Source organism: Parageobacillus caldoxylosilyticus NBRC 107762 (assembly GCF_000632715.1).
GTDB classification, from domain to species: Bacteria; Bacillota; Bacilli; order Bacillales; family Anoxybacillaceae; genus Saccharococcus; species Saccharococcus caldoxylosilyticus.
The window spans coordinates 131,272-149,145 of sequence record NZ_BAWO01000005.1 but is presented as its reverse complement, the minus strand read 5'-3'; the positions used below and the strand labels follow the sequence as shown (position 1 = coordinate 149,145).

14 protein-coding genes are annotated in these 17,874 nt (G+C 50.1%); 13 read left to right on the top strand and 1 reads right to left on the bottom strand.

Going from position 1 to position 17,874, the window contains the following annotated elements; all coding sequences use genetic code 11:
- Positions 1 to 18 precede the first annotated feature (18 nt).
- The 12 genes from lspA to pyrE all read left to right on the top strand — a co-directional run bounded on the left by lspA (position 19) and on the right by pyrE (position 13,251).
- Positions 19 to 486 (top strand): signal peptidase II, encoded by a 468-nt coding sequence (gene lspA / locus GCA01S_RS03230; protein ID WP_174407470.1) that lies wholly within the window; start codon positions 19 to 21, stop codon positions 484 to 486.
- Complete coding sequence (locus tag GCA01S_RS03225) at positions 487 to 1,401, top strand: RluA family pseudouridine synthase (RefSeq protein WP_042407178.1); 915 nt, start codon at positions 487 to 489, stop codon at positions 1,399 to 1,401.
- A gap of 181 nt (positions 1,402 to 1,582) precedes the next feature.
- Positions 1,583 to 2,122 carry a bifunctional pyr operon transcriptional regulator/uracil phosphoribosyltransferase PyrR gene (gene pyrR / locus GCA01S_RS03220; protein WP_017437154.1) on the top strand — a complete coding sequence of 180 codons (540 nt, stop codon included), beginning with the start codon at positions 1,583 to 1,585 and terminating at the stop codon, positions 2,120 to 2,122.
- Between the two features lie 135 nt (positions 2,123 to 2,257).
- Positions 2,258 to 3,565 (top strand): solute carrier family 23 protein, encoded by a 1,308-nt coding sequence (locus tag GCA01S_RS03215; RefSeq protein WP_026078634.1) that lies wholly within the window; start codon positions 2,258 to 2,260, stop codon positions 3,563 to 3,565.
- A gap of 179 nt (positions 3,566 to 3,744) precedes the next feature.
- Positions 3,745 to 4,671 (top strand): aspartate carbamoyltransferase catalytic subunit, encoded by a 927-nt coding sequence (locus GCA01S_RS03210; protein ID WP_017437152.1) that lies wholly within the window; start codon positions 3,745 to 3,747, stop codon positions 4,669 to 4,671.
- Positions 4,634 to 5,917, top strand: a complete 1,284-nt coding sequence (locus GCA01S_RS03205; protein WP_042407177.1) for a dihydroorotase — start codon at positions 4,634 to 4,636, stop codon at positions 5,915 to 5,917. Before GCA01S_RS03210 ends, GCA01S_RS03205 begins: the two co-directional genes overlap by 38 nt.
- Positions 5,918 to 7,012: a carbamoyl phosphate synthase small subunit gene (locus GCA01S_RS03200; protein ID WP_042407175.1), complete on the top strand. Its 1,095-nt coding sequence runs from the start codon at positions 5,918 to 5,920 to the stop codon at positions 7,010 to 7,012.
- Positions 7,005 to 10,202: a carbamoyl-phosphate synthase large subunit gene (gene carB / locus GCA01S_RS03195; protein WP_042407172.1), complete on the top strand. Its 3,198-nt coding sequence runs from the start codon at positions 7,005 to 7,007 to the stop codon at positions 10,200 to 10,202. Before GCA01S_RS03200 ends, carB begins: the two co-directional genes overlap by 8 nt.
- Entirely contained in the window at positions 10,199 to 10,972 is a 774-nt protein-coding gene (locus tag GCA01S_RS03190) for a dihydroorotate dehydrogenase electron transfer subunit (RefSeq protein WP_042407165.1), read from the top strand. The genes carB and GCA01S_RS03190 overlap by 4 nt, the downstream gene beginning before the upstream one ends.
- The gene (locus tag GCA01S_RS03185; protein WP_042407162.1) at positions 10,969 to 11,910 is read left to right on the top strand and encodes a dihydroorotate dehydrogenase; all 942 of its coding nucleotides are present in this window, start codon (positions 10,969 to 10,971) and stop codon (positions 11,908 to 11,910) included. Before GCA01S_RS03190 ends, GCA01S_RS03185 begins: the two co-directional genes overlap by 4 nt.
- Positions 11,882 to 12,601, top strand: coding sequence for an orotidine-5'-phosphate decarboxylase (gene pyrF, locus GCA01S_RS03180; RefSeq protein ID WP_042407159.1), 720 nt, complete (start codon positions 11,882 to 11,884; stop codon positions 12,599 to 12,601). The genes GCA01S_RS03185 and pyrF overlap by 29 nt, the downstream gene beginning before the upstream one ends.
- The gene (gene pyrE, locus GCA01S_RS03175) at positions 12,598 to 13,251 is read left to right on the top strand and encodes an orotate phosphoribosyltransferase (protein ID WP_042407156.1); all 654 of its coding nucleotides are present in this window, start codon (positions 12,598 to 12,600) and stop codon (positions 13,249 to 13,251) included. The genes pyrF and pyrE overlap by 4 nt, the downstream gene beginning before the upstream one ends.
- 102 nt (positions 13,252 to 13,353) lie before the next feature.
- Here the strand turns inward: pyrE and GCA01S_RS03170 are convergent, their stop codons facing one another.
- Complete coding sequence (locus GCA01S_RS03170; RefSeq protein ID WP_042407153.1) at positions 13,354 to 15,066, bottom strand: Rqc2 family fibronectin-binding protein; 1,713 nt, start codon at positions 15,064 to 15,066, stop codon at positions 13,354 to 13,356.
- Positions 15,067 to 15,178: 112 nt separating this feature from the next.
- Between GCA01S_RS03170 and GCA01S_RS03165 the strand changes: the two genes are divergently transcribed.
- The gene (locus GCA01S_RS03165) at positions 15,179 to 17,851 is read left to right on the top strand and encodes a calcium-translocating P-type ATPase, SERCA-type (RefSeq protein ID WP_042407151.1); all 2,673 of its coding nucleotides are present in this window, start codon (positions 15,179 to 15,181) and stop codon (positions 17,849 to 17,851) included.
- Positions 17,852 to 17,874 lie beyond the last annotated feature (23 nt).

Genomic DNA, 17,874 nt, shown 5'->3' with positions numbered 1-17,874 from the left:
TTTTAGTAACCAGGTAATATGGTGATATACTATATCATTGCACTGGCAGTCGTCGCCATCGATCAATGGACAAAATGGCTTGTAGTAAAGTATATGAGGCTTGGGGAAAGCATCCCCATTATTCCGAACGTGCTTTACATTACGTCCCATCGCAACCGAGGCGCAGCGTGGGGAATTTTGCAAGGACAGTTTTGGCTGTTTTATTTGATCACCGTTATTGTTGTCATCGGACTCATTGTGTATATCCAACGCTTGCCGCGCGGAGAAAGATTGTTTGGCGTTGCCCTTGGCTTGATGCTCGGCGGGGCGATCGGCAATTTTATTGACCGTCTTTTCCGCAAGGAAGTGGTCGATTTTATCCATGCGTATATTGGTACATATAGCTTTCCCGTATTTAATATTGCCGATTCAGCGCTGACGATTGGCGTTGCTCTTCTTTTTATCAAAATGTTTTTCTTTGCGACATCAGAAAAGGAGAATCAGTAAATGGAAGTCGTACAGTTTCACATTGACGAAGAATACGACAACGAACGCATTGACAAGGTCATTGCCGCGTTAAATGAAGAATGGTCGCGTTCGAAAGTACAGCAGTGGATCAAAAACGGGCTTGTCACCGTCAATGATCGGTCTGTGAAAGCCAATTATAAATGCGAAGCAGGGGATGTGGTCGTCATCCGTCTGCCGGAGCCGGAGCCGCTTCATGTCGAGCCGGAACCGATTCCGCTTGATATTTATTATGAGGACGCGGATGTGCTGGTGGTGAATAAACCGCGCGGCATGGTCGTCCATCCGGCTCCCGGGCATATGCGCGGCACGCTCGTCAATGCTTTGCTTGCCCATTGCACCGATTTGTCCGGCATTAACGGCGTGCTTCGCCCAGGCATTGTCCATCGTATTGATAAAGATACATCCGGTTTGTTGATGGTGGCGAAAAATGACGTTGCGCATCAGTCGCTTGTTGACCAGCTCGTGAAAAAAACAGTGACGCGCAAATATAAGGCGATTGTCCATGGCGTCATTCCGCACGACTATGGTACGATCGACGCGCCGATCGGCCGCGATAAACGGGACCGTAAAAAAATGACGGTCACCGAAGAAAACGGAAAAGAAGCAGTCACTCATTTTCGTGTGCTCGAACGCTTTCGACACTATACGTTTATCGAATGCCAGCTGGAAACAGGCAGAACGCACCAAATTCGCGTCCATATGAAATATATCGGCTATCCGCTTGCTGGCGACCCGCAATACGGACCGAAAAAGACGCTGCCGATCGACGGGCAGGCGCTGCATGCCGGCGTGCTCGGATTTACTCATCCGCGCACTGGTGAATATTTGGAATTTGAGGCGCCGCTTCCACCCGAATTTGAAGCAATTTTACAATGGCTGCGAAAAAATGATTGACAACTTCAGCGCGAACACATACAATGAACTCAGGTGAATAAGAACCTTTAAATTCAGTCCTGTGAGGCTGAGAAGGGGTCGGATGAAGGAAATAAAAATCGTGGCATGTCCTTGTTATGCGTGTACGAACGGTTCCTCTCGCTTCTCAGGCGGGAGGATTTTTTTGTGGAGGTGAATCGACGTGCAAAAGGCTGTCGTGATGGATGAACAGGCGATCCGCCGCGCACTGACGCGCATTGCTCATGAAATTATCGAACGCAACAAAGGGATTGACGATTGTGTGCTGATCGGCATTAAAACGCGCGGCATCTATTTAGCGAGACGGCTGGCAGAACGGATTGAGCAAATTGAGGGCAGCTCCATTCCAGTCGGCGAATTGGATATCACCTTGTATCGCGATGATTTAACGGTCAAAACAGCGGATCACGAGCCGCTGGTGAAAGGAACGAATGTACCGTTTGAGGTGACCGATAAAAAAGTTATCTTAGTCGATGATGTGCTGTTTACAGGACGAACGGTGCGCGCGGCGATGGATGCGGTGATGGACCTCGGACGTCCTGCACGAATTCAGCTTGCGGTGTTGGTGGACCGCGGCCATCGTGAACTGCCGATTCGCGCTGATTTCGTCGGCAAAAACGTGCCGACTTCGAGTTCGGAACTGATTGTCGTTGAGCTAACGGAAGTTGATGAGTTGGACCAAGTGAGCATTCATGAAAAATAAATGTCATCCCTTTTAAGCGCAGTCCCGCGAGGCTGCAAAAGGGACAGAATAGGCGAAGACTATCTCTGTACCCTCTTTGCACCCTCAAGGGCAAAGAGGGTTTTTTATGCAAAACGAGAAAGGAGTTTGCAAATGATGAACAAACCGGTATTGGATATTCAAGATCGGCCATCGGCCATGCAATGGCTTACGCTTAGTTTGCAGCATTTATTCGCGATGTTTGGGGCGACGATTTTAGTGCCTTATTTAGTCGGCTTAAGCCCGTCGATCGCCCTTATTACGAGCGGGCTTGGGACACTTGCCTTCCTGATCATTACGAAATGGCAAGTCCCTGCGTATCTCGGCTCTTCCTTCGCCTTTATCGCGCCGATTATCGCGGCGAAAACGGCAGGCGGAGCGGGAGAAGCAATGATCGGCAGCTTTCTAGCCGGACTCGTGTACGGCATCGTTGCGCTCATCATTAAAAAAGCAGGCTACCGTTGGATTATGAAGCTGTTGCCGCCGATTGTCGTCGGGCCGGTGATCATCGTGATCGGCCTCGGGCTGGCCAACACGGCAGTGGGCATGGCAATGAACAATCCTGACGGCAAATACAGCTTCACTTACTTTTCGGTCGCGCTTGTCACGCTGGCGGCAACGATCGTCTGCTCCGTGTTTTTGCGCGGCATGCTCAGCCTAGTTCCGGTATTAGTCGGAATTATCGTTGGCTATATATATGCCCTTATCGTCGGGGTGGTCGACTTGGCGAAAGTCGCGCAAGCAAAATGGTTTGAAATGCCGGATTTCCTCCTGCCATTTATCGATTATCCAGTTCACATCACATGGGATATTGTCATGCTGATGGTGCCGGTGGCGGTCGTGACGCTATCGGAACATATCGGACACCAGCTTGTCTTAAGTAAAGTCGTCGGGCGCGATCTTATTCAAAAACCGGGATTGCATCGCTCGATTTTAGGAGACGGAACGGCGACGATGATTTCCGCGCTGCTCGGCGGTCCGCCGAAAACAACGTACGGCGAAAACATCGGAGTGCTGGCGATCACGCGCGTATACAGCGTCTACGTGCTCGCCGGAGCGGCGGTGATTGCAATTATCTTCGGCTTTGTCGGCAAAGTCACTGCGCTGATCAGTTCAATCCCGACTCCGGTCATGGGCGGCGTGTCGATCTTGTTGTTCGGAATTATCGCCTCCTCCGGTTTGCGCATGCTTGTCGATAGCCGCATCGATTTCGGGGATAAACGCAACTTAGTCATCTCTTCTGTTATCTTGGTCATTGGAATCGGCGGAGCCGTCTTAAAAATAACTGATGGGTTTCAAATTCAAGGAATGGCGCTGGCGGCGATTTGCGGTGTCATCTTAAACCTTATTTTGCCAGGACGCCCGGAAGCACAAGAAAACATGTTTGAAGTGGAAACGGAGAAAAACAATGATCATGTTGCATAATGACACCTTTTAATTAAGTCCAGAGAGACTTAAAAGGGTGTTACGACGAAAAGGAAAAAGGGTAGGCCGTTGTTTGGAAAGCCGACGGCTGTTTTCTGAGCCCTTTTTGCGAACGGTGTAACACCCTGTCTCTAGGCAGGGTGTTTTTTTATGAAAAATCAAGCAAAGGAGCGAAAACCATGACGCATTTGTTTACATTATCCGAACTGTCCGTCACGGAAATTACGCGATTATTAGAGGATGCGGAGCAATTTAGAAACGGCTATTTTTGGCGTCCATCTGAACCAATGTTTGTCGCCAACTTGTTTTTCGAACCAAGCACACGGACAAAATGCAGCTTTGAAATGGCGGAGCGGAAACTAGGGCTTCACGTCATCCCGTTTGATGCGGATATGTCGAGCGTGCAAAAAGGGGAAACGCTGTACGACACGATTCGCACGCTTGAGTCCATCGGAGTGAACGCCGTTGTCATTCGCCATTGGGAAGACGCGTATTTCGAATCTCTCCGCCATTCAATTCGCATCCCAATCATTAACGCCGGGGACGGCTGCGGGCATCATCCGACGCAATCGCTCTTAGATTTGCTTACTATACGGCAAGAGTTTGGCACGTTTTCCGGGTTAACGGTGGCCATTATTGGTGATATCCGCCACAGCCGCGTCGCCCGCTCGAACGCAGAAGTGCTGACAAGATTGGGGGCAAAAGTGCTGTTTTCAAGCCCAGAAGCATGGAAAGACGAGGCAAATCCATACGGAATGTACGTCGATATCGATAAGGCGGTGGAAGCGGCGGATGTTGTCATGCTGCTGCGCATTCAGCATGAACGTCACGCGGAAAAAATGGGGCTGACGAAAGAACAGTATCACAAACGGTACGGACTGACGGTAGAGCGGGCTAAACGCATGAAACGTACGAGCGTGATTCTCCACCCCGCGCCGGTCAATCGCGATGTTGAAATCGAAAGCAGTCTTGTGGAATCGGAACGTTCCCGCATTTTTAAGCAAATGGAAAACGGCGTTTATGTACGGATGGCGGTGCTAAAACGAGCAATAGAAGGGAGAATGAAAAATGGCGATTATATTAAAAAATGGCATGTTGTTCAATAACGATGGTGTACTCGAGCGGATCGAGCTGAAAATCGAAAACGGCGTCATTGCCGCGATGGGCCGTGAGATACAGAGCGAAGCAACGGATGAAGTCATCGATGTACAAGGCAAGCTCATTTCTGCAGGATTGATCGATTTGCATGTTCATTTGCGCGAACCAGGCGGCGAAGCGAAAGAAACGATTGCAACCGGAACGCTGGCGGCGGCGAAAGGCGGTTTTACGACGGTGGCGGCAATGCCAAACACCAATCCGGTGCCCGATACGAAAGAACAAATGGAATGGCTTTGCGAACGGATCCGTGAAACGGCTTATGTCAATGTGCTTCCATATGCTGCGATTACTGTGCGTCAGCAAGGTGAAGAACTGACTGATTTCGCCGCATTAAAAGAAGCAGGTGCGTTCGCCTTTACCGACGACGGCGTCGGCGTGCAGTCGGCCGGCATGATGTATGAAGCGATGAAGCGCGCCGCTATGCTCGATATGGCGATTGTCGCCCATTGCGAAGATAATACGTTAATCAATCACGGGATTGTTCATGATGGCGAATTCGCGCGCCGCTACAAACTTAACGGCATTCCGTCCGTGTGCGAGTCGGTACATATCGCGCGCGATGTGCTGTTGGCGGAAGCAACAGGCTGTCACTACCATGTGTGCCACATCAGCACAAAAGAATCGGTGCGCATCGTCCGCGATGCGAAGCGGGCGGGCATTCGCGTCACCGCGGAAGTAACGCCGCACCATCTTCTTTTATGCGATGAAGATATTCCAGGTCCTGACGCAAATTATAAGATGAATCCGCCGCTGCGCAGCAAAGAAGACCGCGCGGCGTTAATCGAGGGATTGCTTGATGGAACGATCGATTTTATCGCCACCGACCACGCACCGCATACGGAAGCGGAAAAACAAAAAGGAATCAACGCTGCCCCATTTGGCATTGTCGGCTTGGAAACAGCGTTTCCGCTTCTTTACACCCATTTGGTCGAAACGAATATGTTGACGCTAAAACAGCTCATCGATTTGCTGACGGTGAAGCCGGCTGGATGTTTCGGCCTGCCGCTTGGAAAACTTGCGGTCGGCGAGCGGGCGGATATTACAGTAATCGATTTAGAGGCCGAAGAAACGATTGATCCACAAACGTTTGCATCGAAAGGAAAAAATACGCCGTTTGCCGGCTGGACGTGCAAAGGCTGGCCGGTGATGACGTTTGTCGGCGGAAAACTAGTTTGGCGGAAAGGGAGAGAGTAAATGAAACGACAGCTTGTATTGGAAGACGGTTCGTTCTTTATCGGGGAGGCGTTCGGCAGTACGGAAAAAACGATCGGCGAAGTAGTGTTTAATACGGGAATGACCGGGTATCAGGAAATTTTAACCGATCCTTCGTATTGCGGGCAAATCGTGACGATGACTTATCCGCTCATCGGCAACTACGGCATTAACCGCGATGATTTTGAATCGATTGAACCGCATATTCACGGGCTGATCGTCAAGGAAGTATGTAATGTGCCGTCGAACTGGCGCAACGAGATGACGCTTGACGAATATTTAAAAGAAAAAAAGATTCCTGGTTTAGCAGGGATTGATACGCGTAAATTGACGCGCATCATCCGCCAGTACGGGACGTTGAAAGGGATGATTTGCGACTTGGATGTCAGCGTGCAAGAGATTGTCGAATACTTGAAAACAACGGCACTGCCGCGCGACCAGGTCAAACGCGTCTCAACGAAAAGCGCGTATCCGAGCCCAGGACGGGGCTACCGCGTCGTTCTCGTTGACTTCGGCATGAAACACGGCATTTTGCGCGAGCTGAACAAACGGAATTGCGACGTCATCGTCCTGCCATACAACGCAACCGCGGAACAAGTCCTTTGTTTGCATCCAGATGGGGTGATGCTCTCAAACGGTCCTGGCGATCCAAAAGATGTGCCGGAAGCGATTGAAATGATTCGAGGAATTCTTGGAAAAGTGCCGATTTTCGGCATCTGCCTCGGCCATCAGCTGTTCGCGCTCGCCTGCGGAGCCGACACGGAAAAAATGAAATTCGGCCATCGCGGTTCGAACCATCCAGTGAAGCATTTGGCGACGGGAAAAGTGGCGATCACTTCGCAAAACCACGGCTATACCGTAAAAAAAGAATCATTGCCGCACACAAGATTAGAAGTAACGCACATCGCTTTAAACGACGGCACGATTGAAGGATTGCGCCATCTTGATTATCCGGCGTTTACGGTGCAGTATCATCCGGAAGCATCACCTGGTCCTGAGGACTCCAATTCGTTATTTGATGAGTTTATCGTGATGATTCGCGAGTTTAAAAAGAAAGGGGAAATCGTCCATGCCTAAACGCCAAGACATTAAAACGATTTTAGTGATCGGTTCCGGACCGATTGTCATCGGCCAGGCAGCGGAGTTTGATTATGCGGGAACGCAGGCGTGCCTTGCGCTAAAGGAAGAAGGGTATAAAGTCATTTTAGTCAATTCCAATCCGGCCACAATCATGACCGATACGGAAATTGCCGACAAAGTGTATATGGAGCCGCTTACGTTTGAGTTTGTATCCCGCATTATTCGCAAAGAACGCCCGGACGCGATTTTGCCGACGCTTGGCGGACAGACGGGATTGAACTTAGCAGTCGAGCTTGCCAAAGCGGGAGTGCTTGCAGAATGCGGTGTCGAAATATTGGGAACAAAACTCGATGCGATTGAAAAAGCGGAAGACCGCGAACAATTCCGCGCGCTTATGAACAAACTCGGCGAACCGGTTCCAGAAAGCGAAATTATTCATAGTTTAGAAGAAGCGTACGCTTTTGTTGAAAAAGTTGGCTATCCCGTCATTGTCCGCCCGGCGTTTACGCTCGGCGGCACCGGCGGCGGCATCTGCGCGAATGAGGAAGAATTGATCGATATCGTTTCGACTGGATTAAAACTAAGCCCGGTGCATCAATGTTTGTTAGAAAAAAGCATCGCCGGCTATAAAGAAATCGAGTATGAAGTGATGCGCGACGCAAACGATAACGCGATCGTCGTCTGCAACATGGAAAATATCGATCCGGTCGGCATCCATACGGGCGATTCGATTGTCGTCGCCCCAAGCCAGACGTTAAGCGACCGCGAATATCAATTGCTGCGCAACGCATCGCTCCGCATTATTCGCGCCCTTGGCATCGAAGGAGGCTGCAACGTGCAGCTGGCACTGGACCCGCATAGCTTCCATTATTACGTCATTGAAGTGAATCCGCGCGTCAGCCGTTCATCGGCGCTCGCATCGAAAGCGACCGGCTACCCGATTGCCAAGCTCGCTGCCAAAATTGCCGTCGGCTTAACGTTAGATGAAATTATCAACCCGGTTACGGGTAAAACGTACGCTTGCTTTGAACCGGCGCTCGATTATGTCGTGACGAAAATTCCACGCTTTCCGTTCGATAAATTTGAATCGGCGAATCGTCATCTTGGCACGCAAATGAAAGCGACAGGCGAAGTAATGGCGATCGGACGGACGTTTGAGGAATCGCTGTTAAAAGCGGTGCGTTCTTTAGAAACGGGCGTTTACCATCTTGAACTCAAGGATGCGGAAAACATCCCGGATGAAGTAATGGAAAAGCGGATTCGCAAAGCGGGAGACGAACGTCTCTTCTATATCGCCGAAGCGCTGCGCCGCGGCTTTACTGTCGGGCAAATTCACGAATGGAGCCAAATCGACCGCTTTTTCTTAACAAAAATCGACAACATCGTCCGTTACGAAACGGTCGTCCGTGACCATGCAGGCGATGTCGAAGTGCTGCGGAAAGCAAAAGAAATGGGCTTTTCCGATGTAGCCATCGCCAAGCTTTGGAACATCAGCGAGCGCGGCGTGTATGAGATGCGCAAACAAGCAGGAATCCTTCCTGTATATAAAATGGTGGATACGTGCGCGGCGGAATTTGAATCAGAAACACCGTATTACTATAGCACATACGAAGATGAAAACGAATCGATCGTCACCACCCGCGAAAGCGTCGTGGTGCTGGGCTCTGGACCGATTCGCATCGGACAAGGCATTGAATTCGATTATGCAACCGTTCATTCCGTCTGGGCGATTAAAGAAGCGGGCTATGAAGCGATTATTATTAACAACAACCCGGAAACGGTGTCGACAGATTTCAGCACCTCCGACAAGTTGTATTTTGAGCCGCTTACGATTGAAGATGTCATGCATGTCATTGACCTAGAAAAGCCAGTTGGAGTCATCGTTCAATTCGGCGGCCAGACGGCGATCAACCTAGCGGCGGAATTAGCGGCGCGCGGCGTCCGCATTTTAGGAACGTCGCTGGAGGATTTAGACCGTGCCGAAGACCGTGACAAATTTGAACAAACGTTATCAGAGCTAGGGATTCCAAAGCCGGAAGGGAAAACGGCCTTTTCCGTTGAAGAGGCGGTGCGGATTGCTGAAGAAATCGGCTATCCGGTGCTCGTCCGTCCATCGTACGTGCTTGGCGGCCGCGCAATGGAAATCGTCTATCAAGAAGAGGAACTATTGCATTACATGGAGAACGCCGTCAGGGTCAACCCGCAACACCCGGTGCTCATCGACCGCTACTTAATCGGAAAAGAAATCGAAGTGGACGCGATTTCTGACGGAGAAACGGTGTTGGTCCCGGGAATTATGGAACATATCGAACGGGCCGGCGTTCACTCGGGCGACTCGATTGCCGTTTATCCACCGCAAACGCTAATGAAAGACATCAAGCAAAAAATCGTCGATTACACGATCAAATTGGCACGGGGACTGCGCATTGTCGGACTGTTAAACATTCAGTTTGTCATGTACCAAGGAGAGGTATATGTTCTTGAAGTCAATCCGCGTTCAAGCCGCACGGTGCCGTTTTTAAGCAAAATTACCGGCGTGCCGATGGCCAACATCGCCACGAAAGTCATTTTAGGAGCGAAGCTCGCGGAACTTGGCTATGAAACGGGCTTGAAACAAGAAAGCGAAGGCGTATACGTGAAAGCGCCGGTTTTCTCGTTTGCCAAACTGCGCAACGTTGATATTTCGCTCGGCCCGGAAATGAAATCAACCGGCGAAGTGATCGGCAAAGACGTCACCTTTGAAAAAGCGTTATATAAAGGGCTAGTCGCTTCGGGAATCCATATTCGTCCATACGGTGCTGTCTTATTGACTGTTGCAGATAAAGATAAAGAAGAAGCGGTGGAACTTGCAAGACGTTTCCATCAAATTGGCTATCAGCTGCTGGCGACAAACGGCACGGCAGAAGCGTTAAAAGCGGCGGACATTCCGGTAACCGTCGTCAATAAAATCCATTTGGCATCACCAAACATTTTAGATGTCATTCGCCAAGGGAAAGCGCAAGTCGTCATCAACACGCTGACGAAAGGAAAGCAGCCGGAAAGCGACGGCTTCCGCATCCGCCGCGAAGCGGTCGAAAACGGCATTCCATGTTTAACTTCGCTCGATACGGCGCGGGCGATGCTGCAAGTCATCGAATCGATGACATTTTCGACAACGGCGATGACGCAAGGGCTGGTGCATGCGTGATGAAACGTGAACACATGACGGTTGTCCGTCACGAACAGATTGCGAAAAACATTTACGAGATAACGTTAAGCGGCCATTTAGTCGAGGAAATGAATGCACCAGGCCAATTTGTCCATGTGAAAGTAACTTCGCAGACGGCCCCGCTGTTGCGCCGCCCGCTTAGCCTTTGCCGCATCGATCAAGACGCGAGCGAATGTACACTCATTTACCGGAAAGTAGGAATTGGCACCACCTTGCTTTCGGAAAAACGGCCGGGGGAAACAGTCGATGTGCTCGGTCCGCTGGGAAACGGATTTCCGCTTGACGCTGTAGAGAAAGGACAGCGTGCGCTCCTTGTCGGCGGGGGCATCGGCGTCCCTCCGCTTTACGAATTAGCGAAACAGCTTGTCGAAAAAGGAGTTATCGTCACGAATGTGCTCGGATTCCAAACAAAAGACGCCGTCTTTTACGAACAGGAATTTTCTATGTTTGGCGAAACATATGTGGCGACGGTGGATGGTTCGTACGGAATGAAAGGGTTTGTCACCGATGTGATCGATCAGCGAGGCATTTCATTTGACGTGCTGTACGCGTGCGGGCCAAAACCGATGTTAAAGGCGCTTGAACAAGCGTTTCCGCACAAAGAAGTATATCTTTCGCTGGAAGAGCGGATGGGATGCGGCATTGGTGCGTGTTTTGCCTGCGTCTGCCGCGTCCCTGACAGTGAAACGGCGTATAAAAAAGTATGCAGCGACGGTCCTGTATTTAAAGCTGGGGAGGTGGTATTATGAACCGTTTGGCGGTTGAACTGCCGGGGCTTTCACTGAAAAATCCGGTGATGCCAGCGTCAGGCTGTTTCGGATTTGGCCGCGAATACGCACAATTTTATGATTTAAGCAAGCTTGGCGCGATTATGATCAAAGCGACAACAAAAAAACCTCGCTTTGGCAACCCAACGCCAAGGGTAGCGGAGACGCCAAGCGGGATGTTGAATGCGATCGGCCTGCAAAACCCCGGCTTGGAAAAAGTAATGGAAGAAGAGCTGCCGTGGCTTGAGCAGTTTGACGTGCCGATTATTGCGAACATTGCCGGCTCGACGATGGAGGAATATGTAGAGGTTGCCAAACATATTTCCAAAGCGCCAAACGTTTGCGCGCTCGAGCTCAATATTTCCTGCCCGAATGTTAAAAAAGGCGGGATTGCGTTTGGCACCGTTCCGGAAATTGCTGCTGAACTCACGATGCTTGTCAAAGAAGTGTCCGAAGTACCTGTCTATGTCAAGCTCTCGCCAAACGTCGCCAACATTGTCGAGATGGCGAAAGCGATCGAAGCGGCGGGCGCGGATGGGTTGACGATGATTAATACGCTTCTTGGCATGCGCATCGATGTGAAAACCGCCAAGCCGATTTTAGCGAACCGAACCGGAGGTTTATCGGGACCAGCGATTAAGCCGATTGCAATTCGCATGATTTACGAAGTCAGCCAAGCTGTTTCGATCCCGATTATCGGCATGGGCGGCATTCAATCGGCCGAAGATGTCATTGAATTTTTCTATGCCGGCGCCAGCGCCGTCGCGGTCGGAACGGCCAATTTTATCGATCCGTTCGTTTGCCCGAACATCATCGATAAGCTGCCGACTTTGCTGGATGAGCTGGGAATCGGCCATATTTCCGAATGCACAGGAAGGAGCTGGAAAAAAGGTGAACGATCCGTTTATTGTGGCGCTTGATTTTCCGACATTAGAGGAGGCAAAAACGTTTTTACAATCGTTTCCGAATAAATCGTTATTTCTAAAGGTCGGCATGGAATTATACTATCAAGAAGGTCCTGCGATCATCCATTACTTAAAAGAGCAAGGACACCGCATTTTCCTTGATTTAAAGCTGCATGACATTCCGAATACGGTCAAGCGCGCCATGCAAGGACTAGCCCGCTTAGGGGTTGATTTAGTCAACGTCCATGCCGCCGGCGGAACGCGAATGATGGAAGCGGCGCTGGAGGGACTGGAAGCGGGAACGCCAAACGGAGCGCGCCGTCCATATTGCATTGCGGTCACGCAGCTGACAAGCACAAGCGAGCAAATGCTGCATAACGAACTTTGGATCGACCGGCCGTTGGAAGAAACGGTGCTCCATTATGCGTCGCTGGCGAAAAAAAGCGGCCTTGACGGCGTCGTCTGCTCGGCAAAAGAAGTGCCGCTTATTCGCAAGCATTGCGGAGAAGCCTTTTTGACCGTTACCCCAGGGATTCGTTTTGCCGATGACGAGAAAAATGACCAAGTCCGCGTCGTCACCCCATATGAAGCAAGAAAGCTTGGCGCAAGCTTTATCGTGGTTGGCCGAAGCATTACCCGCGCAGAAAATTCAGTTGCGGCTTACAAGCGTTTGCAACAGGAGTGGAAGGGAGAAGAGAAGGAATGAAAAAAGAAATCGCCACACATTTACTCGAAATCGGTGCGGTATCGCTAGAGCCAAATGAACCGTTCACCTGGTCGTCTGGGTTGAAATCACCGATTTACTGTGACAACCGGCTGACACTCGCGTATCCGCACGTACGAAGCGCAATTGCTGACGGGCTCGCTGCACTCATTCACACCCATTTTCCAGATGCCGAAGTGATCGCCGGAACGGCAACGGCAGGAATTCCGCATGCTGCTTGGGTGAGCGAGCGTCTTAACTTGCCAATGTGCTACGTGCGCAGCCAAGCCAAAGGCCACGGAAAAGGAAAGCAGATTGAAGGAAAAGTGGAAAAAGGACAAAAGGTTGTGGTTGTCGAAGATTTGATTTCTACCGGGGGCAGCTCATTAAAGGCTGTTCGCTCCCTAAAAGAAGCGGGCTGCAATGTGTTTGGTGTCGTCGCTATCTTTACGTACGGACTGGAAAAAGCAAAACAAGCGTTTGCGGAAGAAAACGTTTCGATCTATACGTTGACCGATTATGACACGCTGATCGAGACCGCCGTTGCGTTAGGTTTCGTTACCGGACAAGATCTGGCAACGTTGCGCAAGTGGCGGGAAAACCCGGAAGAGTGGGGAAATAAAATGGATGTGGTTAGGGAGAGCGCACGCTGAATGCGCTCTTTTTTCATGATCCCGCTCCGTTCCTTTACTCCTGGAATGGAAGTTCATAAAAAATGCCCTCCCGCACTTTATAGCGGGAGGGATTTCGCGTTGCTATTGCTTTTTCATTCGAATCACCAAATCCTCATCCGGCGTCACGTAAACCGTCTGCTGGTTTTCGTAAATGACAAAGCCCGGTTTGGCTCCGCTCGGTTTTTTCACATAGCGGATGCGCGTGTAATCGACAGGAACGGAGCTCGATTGGCGCGCTTTGCTGAAGTAGGCGGCGAGGTTGGCAGCTTCGATGATCGTTTGCTCGGACGGATTTTTGCTGCGAATAACGACGTGCGAGCCGGGGATGTCTTTCGTGTGCAGCCAAATCTCGTCTTTATGCGCTAGTTTTGTCGTTAAATAATCGTTTTGCTTGTTGTTTTTCCCAACCAGAATTTCCGTGCCGTCGCTCGCGACGTAGCGGTCCAGCTCAATTTTCCGCTGTTTTTGCTTTTTCGGTTGTTTGGTGGCGCGCGCCCGCAAATAGCCTTGTTCGATTAACTCCTCGCGAATTTCCTCGACATCTTTCGGAGCGGCGGTTTCCAACTGCTGGAGAAGCGTATCGAAATAAGCGATTTCTTCGTTCGTGCGCTCAATTTGTTCTTGGACGATGTTTAGCGAGTTTTTCGCTTTTTGGTACTTTTGAAAATAACTTTGCGCGTTTTCCGACGGCGATTTTTGCGGATCGAGCGGAATCGTTACGGTCGCGCTGTTTTCGTCGTAATAGTTGATCACTTCGATTTCTTTCATTCCCCGCTCGACGGCGTACAGGTTAGCGGTTAGCAGTTCCCCATAAAGCCGATATTGCTCCGCATGTTTTGCTTCCTCTAATGTTTGCTTAAGCTTGATCAGCTTTTTCTCGTTTTTTGCTTTTTCGTTTGCAATAAGCCGCTCAAGGTCATGTGCCTGCTGTTTCACGCGGTCGCGCTCGGCTTTGCCGAAGTAAAAGCGGTCTAACAGTTCGCTTGGTGCGGCGAACGGTTTCGCTTCCGCCTGCAGATGGGTGAGCGGGAGCACGTAAAACCATTCTTTTTCGCCATTCGTGTACATCGCCGGCGCAAAGCGATGGGCGCGCACTTCGTCCATCAATGCGATAAAACTTTTTGGCAATGTTGCACGGTTCGCGAGTCCGGCGCGAAATACCGCTTCTTTCGCAAACAGCGGCGAGATGCCGGAAAATGTGGCGACGAGCTGGTCCGCTAGTTTGCCGGCATGAAAATCGATTTTTTTTATGATCGTTTCTTCGGTCGCTTCGAGCGGGTTGATTTTTCCATGCGACGGCGGCGCGATATATTCATGGCCGGGAAGCACGGTACGATAGCGGTTGACGGCAGGAGAGAGATGTTTAATGCTGTCGATAATCGTGTTCGTTTCTTTGTCAACCAAGATGATGTTGCTGTGCCGCCCCATGATTTCAATCATTAATTGTTTTGTATGAATATCGCCAATTTCGTTCCGTCCTTTTGTTTCCATGATGATAATCCGGTCAAAATCAACTTGGCGGATCGCTTCAATGATGCTTCCTTCCAAATGTTTGCGCAACAGCATGCAAAACATCGGCGGTTCCGCCGGATTGTCATACGTTTCGTTCGTCAAATGAACGCGCGCATAGCTTGGATGCGCGGACAACAACAATTTATAATTTCGCCCGTGCGAGCGGATTTGCAGGACCAATTCATGGACAGCCGGCTGGTGGATTTTCGTGATGCGTCCTCCCACGAGCGCTTCCTGTAATTCTTTTACAACCGCATAGGTAAACACTCCATCGAATGACATAAAAAACACCTTTCTGTTTGTTTTGTTGCTTCATCAATAACATATCATATCATTTTTTCGGACATGTCTGAATAAGCTTTCATAGAAAAGCAAAGAGGGAGGAGAAGCGACGATGCAGTGGCATACGCTTGCGACAAATGAAGTGGCGAAGGAAACAAACACCAATCTTACGAAGGGCTTAACGATGGAAGAAGCGAAAAAGCGTCTGAAGCGGTTTGGATATAACGAATTAAAAGAAGCCAAAAAACAGTCGGCGTTATTATTGTTTTTGAATCAGTTTAAAGATTTTATGGTGCTTGTGCTTCTTGCGGCGACGATCATTTCCGGATTGCTTGGGGAGTATGTCGATGCCATTGCCATTATCGTTATCGTCATCATGAATGGACTTTTAGGCTTTTTCCAGGAGCGGCGCGCCGAGAAATCGCTTGAAGCGCTCAAGCAATTATCGGCACCGCAGGCAACGGTATTGCGCGACGGGGAATGGTTGAAAATTCCGGCTCGGGAGCTTGTTGTCGGCGATATTATCAAGTTTTCAAGCGGGGACAGAATCGGCGCCGATGTCCGCTTAATTGATGCAAAAGGGCTGGAAATCGAAGAATCAGCGCTGACAGGCGAGTCGGTGCCGACAGCAAAGTCGGCGGTTCCGCTTATGAATGAAAATGCTGCGCTCGGTGATTTGCATAATATGGCTTTCATGGGCACCCTTGTAACAAGAGGAAGCGGCATTGGCATTGTGATTGCAACGGGAATGAAAACGGCAATGGGACAAATCGCGAATCTGCTTCAAGAAGCGGAAACAGTGATGACTCCGCTGCAGCGCCGTCTGGAGCAGCTGGGGAAAATTTTAATTGTCGTTGCGCTCTTTCTTACCGTTCTTGTCGTTGTGGTTGGCGTCATTCAAGGACACGGTTTATACGAAATGTTTTTAGCCGGTGTTTCGTTAGCGGTCGCCGCGATTCCGGAAGGGCTGCCGGCGATTGTGACCATTGCGCTTGCGCTTGGCGTGCAGCGGATGATCAAGAAAAATGCGATCGTCCGCAAGCTTCCAGCGGTGGAAACGTTAGGCTGTGCTTCTGTCATTTGTTCCGACAAAACGGGAACGATGACGGAAAATATGATGACCGTCACGCATATTTGGGCAAATGGAAAAACGTGGACGATAAGCGGCGCCGGTTTGGAGACATCGGGGCAATTTTATGAAAACGGGCGTCCAATCGACATCAAAAAAGAGGCGGTATTGCAACAGCTGCTGATGTTTGGCGTGCTTTGCAATGGTTCACAGCTGAAAGAAAAAGAGGGACGGCGCTACATCGACGGCGATCCGACCGAAGGCGCTTTGCTTGTCGCTGCGATGAAGGCGGGATTGACGAAAGAACGCATCGAAAACGAATTTATCGTGGAACAAGAATTTCCGTTTGATTCCGAGCGGAAAATGATGACGGTTATTGTGAAAGATAAAGCAGGAAGACGATTTATTGTGACAAAAGGAGCTCCAGACGTATTGTTGCAAGTGAGTAAGCAAATTTGGTGGAACGGACGCGAGCAAACGATGACAGTGGCGTGGAGAAAAACGATACAAGACGTTATTCAACAAATGGCAAGCCAAGCACTCCGCACGATTGCGCTCGCTTATCGCCCGCTTCAAGCTCATGAGCGAATCACTTCAGAAAAAGAGGCGGAGAAAAATCTCGTGTTTATCGGAATTCAAGGAATGATCGACCCGCCGCGGCCGGAAGTGAAAAAAGCAGTACAGCAATGCAGGGAAGCGGGGATTAAAACGGTGATGATTACAGGCGATCATGTACTTACCGCTAAAGCGATCGCAAAGCAGCTCGGAGTGCTGACACCGAACGGAAAAGTCATGGACGGTCCGACGTTGTCGCGGCTTTCGGTAGATGAACTCGAAGAAGTGGTCGATGATGTTTATGTATTTGCCCGCGTTTCGCCGGAGCATAAATTAAAGATTGTGAAAGCATTGCAACGTCGGGGACATATTGTCGCGATGACGGGAGACGGTGTAAACGACGCGCCGGCCATTAAAGCGGCCGACATCGGCGTGGCGATGGGGCAGTCGGGAACGGATGTGGCGAAAGAGGCAGCCGCGCTCGTATTATTGGATGATAACTTTGCAACGATTCAAGCAGCGATTCAAGAAGGAAGAAATATTTACGAAAACATTCGCAAATTTATCCGCTATTTGTTAGCATCAAATGTCGGTGAGATTTTAGTCATGTTGTTTGCGATGCTGCTGGCTCTCCCGCTTCCGCTTGTGCCGATCCAAATTTTATGGGTGAACCTTGTGACCGATGGGCTTCCGGCAATGGCGCTCGGAATTGACCGCGCGGAAGAAAACGTAATGAAACGTCCGCCTCGCCATCCGAAAGAGGGAGTATTCGCGCGCGGACTTGGCTGGAAAATCATCAGCCGCGGCTTTGTCATCGGGATGGTGACGCTGGCGGCATTTATGACGGCGTACGAACGAAGCGGAAACGATCTTGTTTATGCGCAGACGGTGGCGTTTGCGACGTTAGTGATGGCCCAGCTCATTCATGTGTTTGACTGCCGCTGCGAGCGCTCCATTTTTGACCGCAACCCGTTCGGAAATATATATCTCTTCGGTGCGGTTATTGTATCCATATTATTGTTGCTCGTCGTCATTTACTACCCGCCGCTGCAAGGAATTTTCCATACGATGCCGATCGCTCTGTTTGATTGGCTGCTCATTATTGGTTTAGCAGCGCTTCCGACATTTTTGTTTTCTGGTTCGTTTTTGGCGAGAAAATAAAAAGGAGATATGGTATAATATCC

Bases quoted from the DNA above. Each gene is read 5' to 3' on its own strand.
- lspA (WP_174407470.1), top strand. From the start codon at position 19: ATGGTGATATACTATATCATTGCACTGGCAGTCGTCGCCATCGATCAA.
- GCA01S_RS03225 (WP_042407178.1), top strand. From the start codon at position 487: ATGGAAGTCGTACAGTTTCACATTGACGAAGAATACGACAACGAACGC.
- GCA01S_RS03215 (WP_026078634.1), top strand. From the start codon at position 2,258: ATGAACAAACCGGTATTGGATATTCAAGATCGGCCATCGGCCATGCAA.
- GCA01S_RS03210 (WP_017437152.1), top strand. From the start codon at position 3,745: ATGACGCATTTGTTTACATTATCCGAACTGTCCGTCACGGAAATTACG.
- GCA01S_RS03205 (WP_042407177.1), top strand. From the start codon at position 4,634: ATGGCGATTATATTAAAAAATGGCATGTTGTTCAATAACGATGGTGTA.
- GCA01S_RS03200 (WP_042407175.1), top strand. From the start codon at position 5,918: ATGAAACGACAGCTTGTATTGGAAGACGGTTCGTTCTTTATCGGGGAG.
- carB (WP_042407172.1), top strand. From the start codon at position 7,005: ATGCCTAAACGCCAAGACATTAAAACGATTTTAGTGATCGGTTCCGGA.
- GCA01S_RS03185 (WP_042407162.1), top strand. From the start codon at position 10,969: ATGAACCGTTTGGCGGTTGAACTGCCGGGGCTTTCACTGAAAAATCCG.
- pyrE (WP_042407156.1), top strand. From the start codon at position 12,598: ATGAAAAAAGAAATCGCCACACATTTACTCGAAATCGGTGCGGTATCG.
- GCA01S_RS03170 (WP_042407153.1), bottom strand. From the start codon at position 15,066: ATGTCATTCGATGGAGTGTTTACCTATGCGGTTGTAAAAGAATTACAG.
- GCA01S_RS03165 (WP_042407151.1), top strand. From the start codon at position 15,179: ATGCAGTGGCATACGCTTGCGACAAATGAAGTGGCGAAGGAAACAAAC.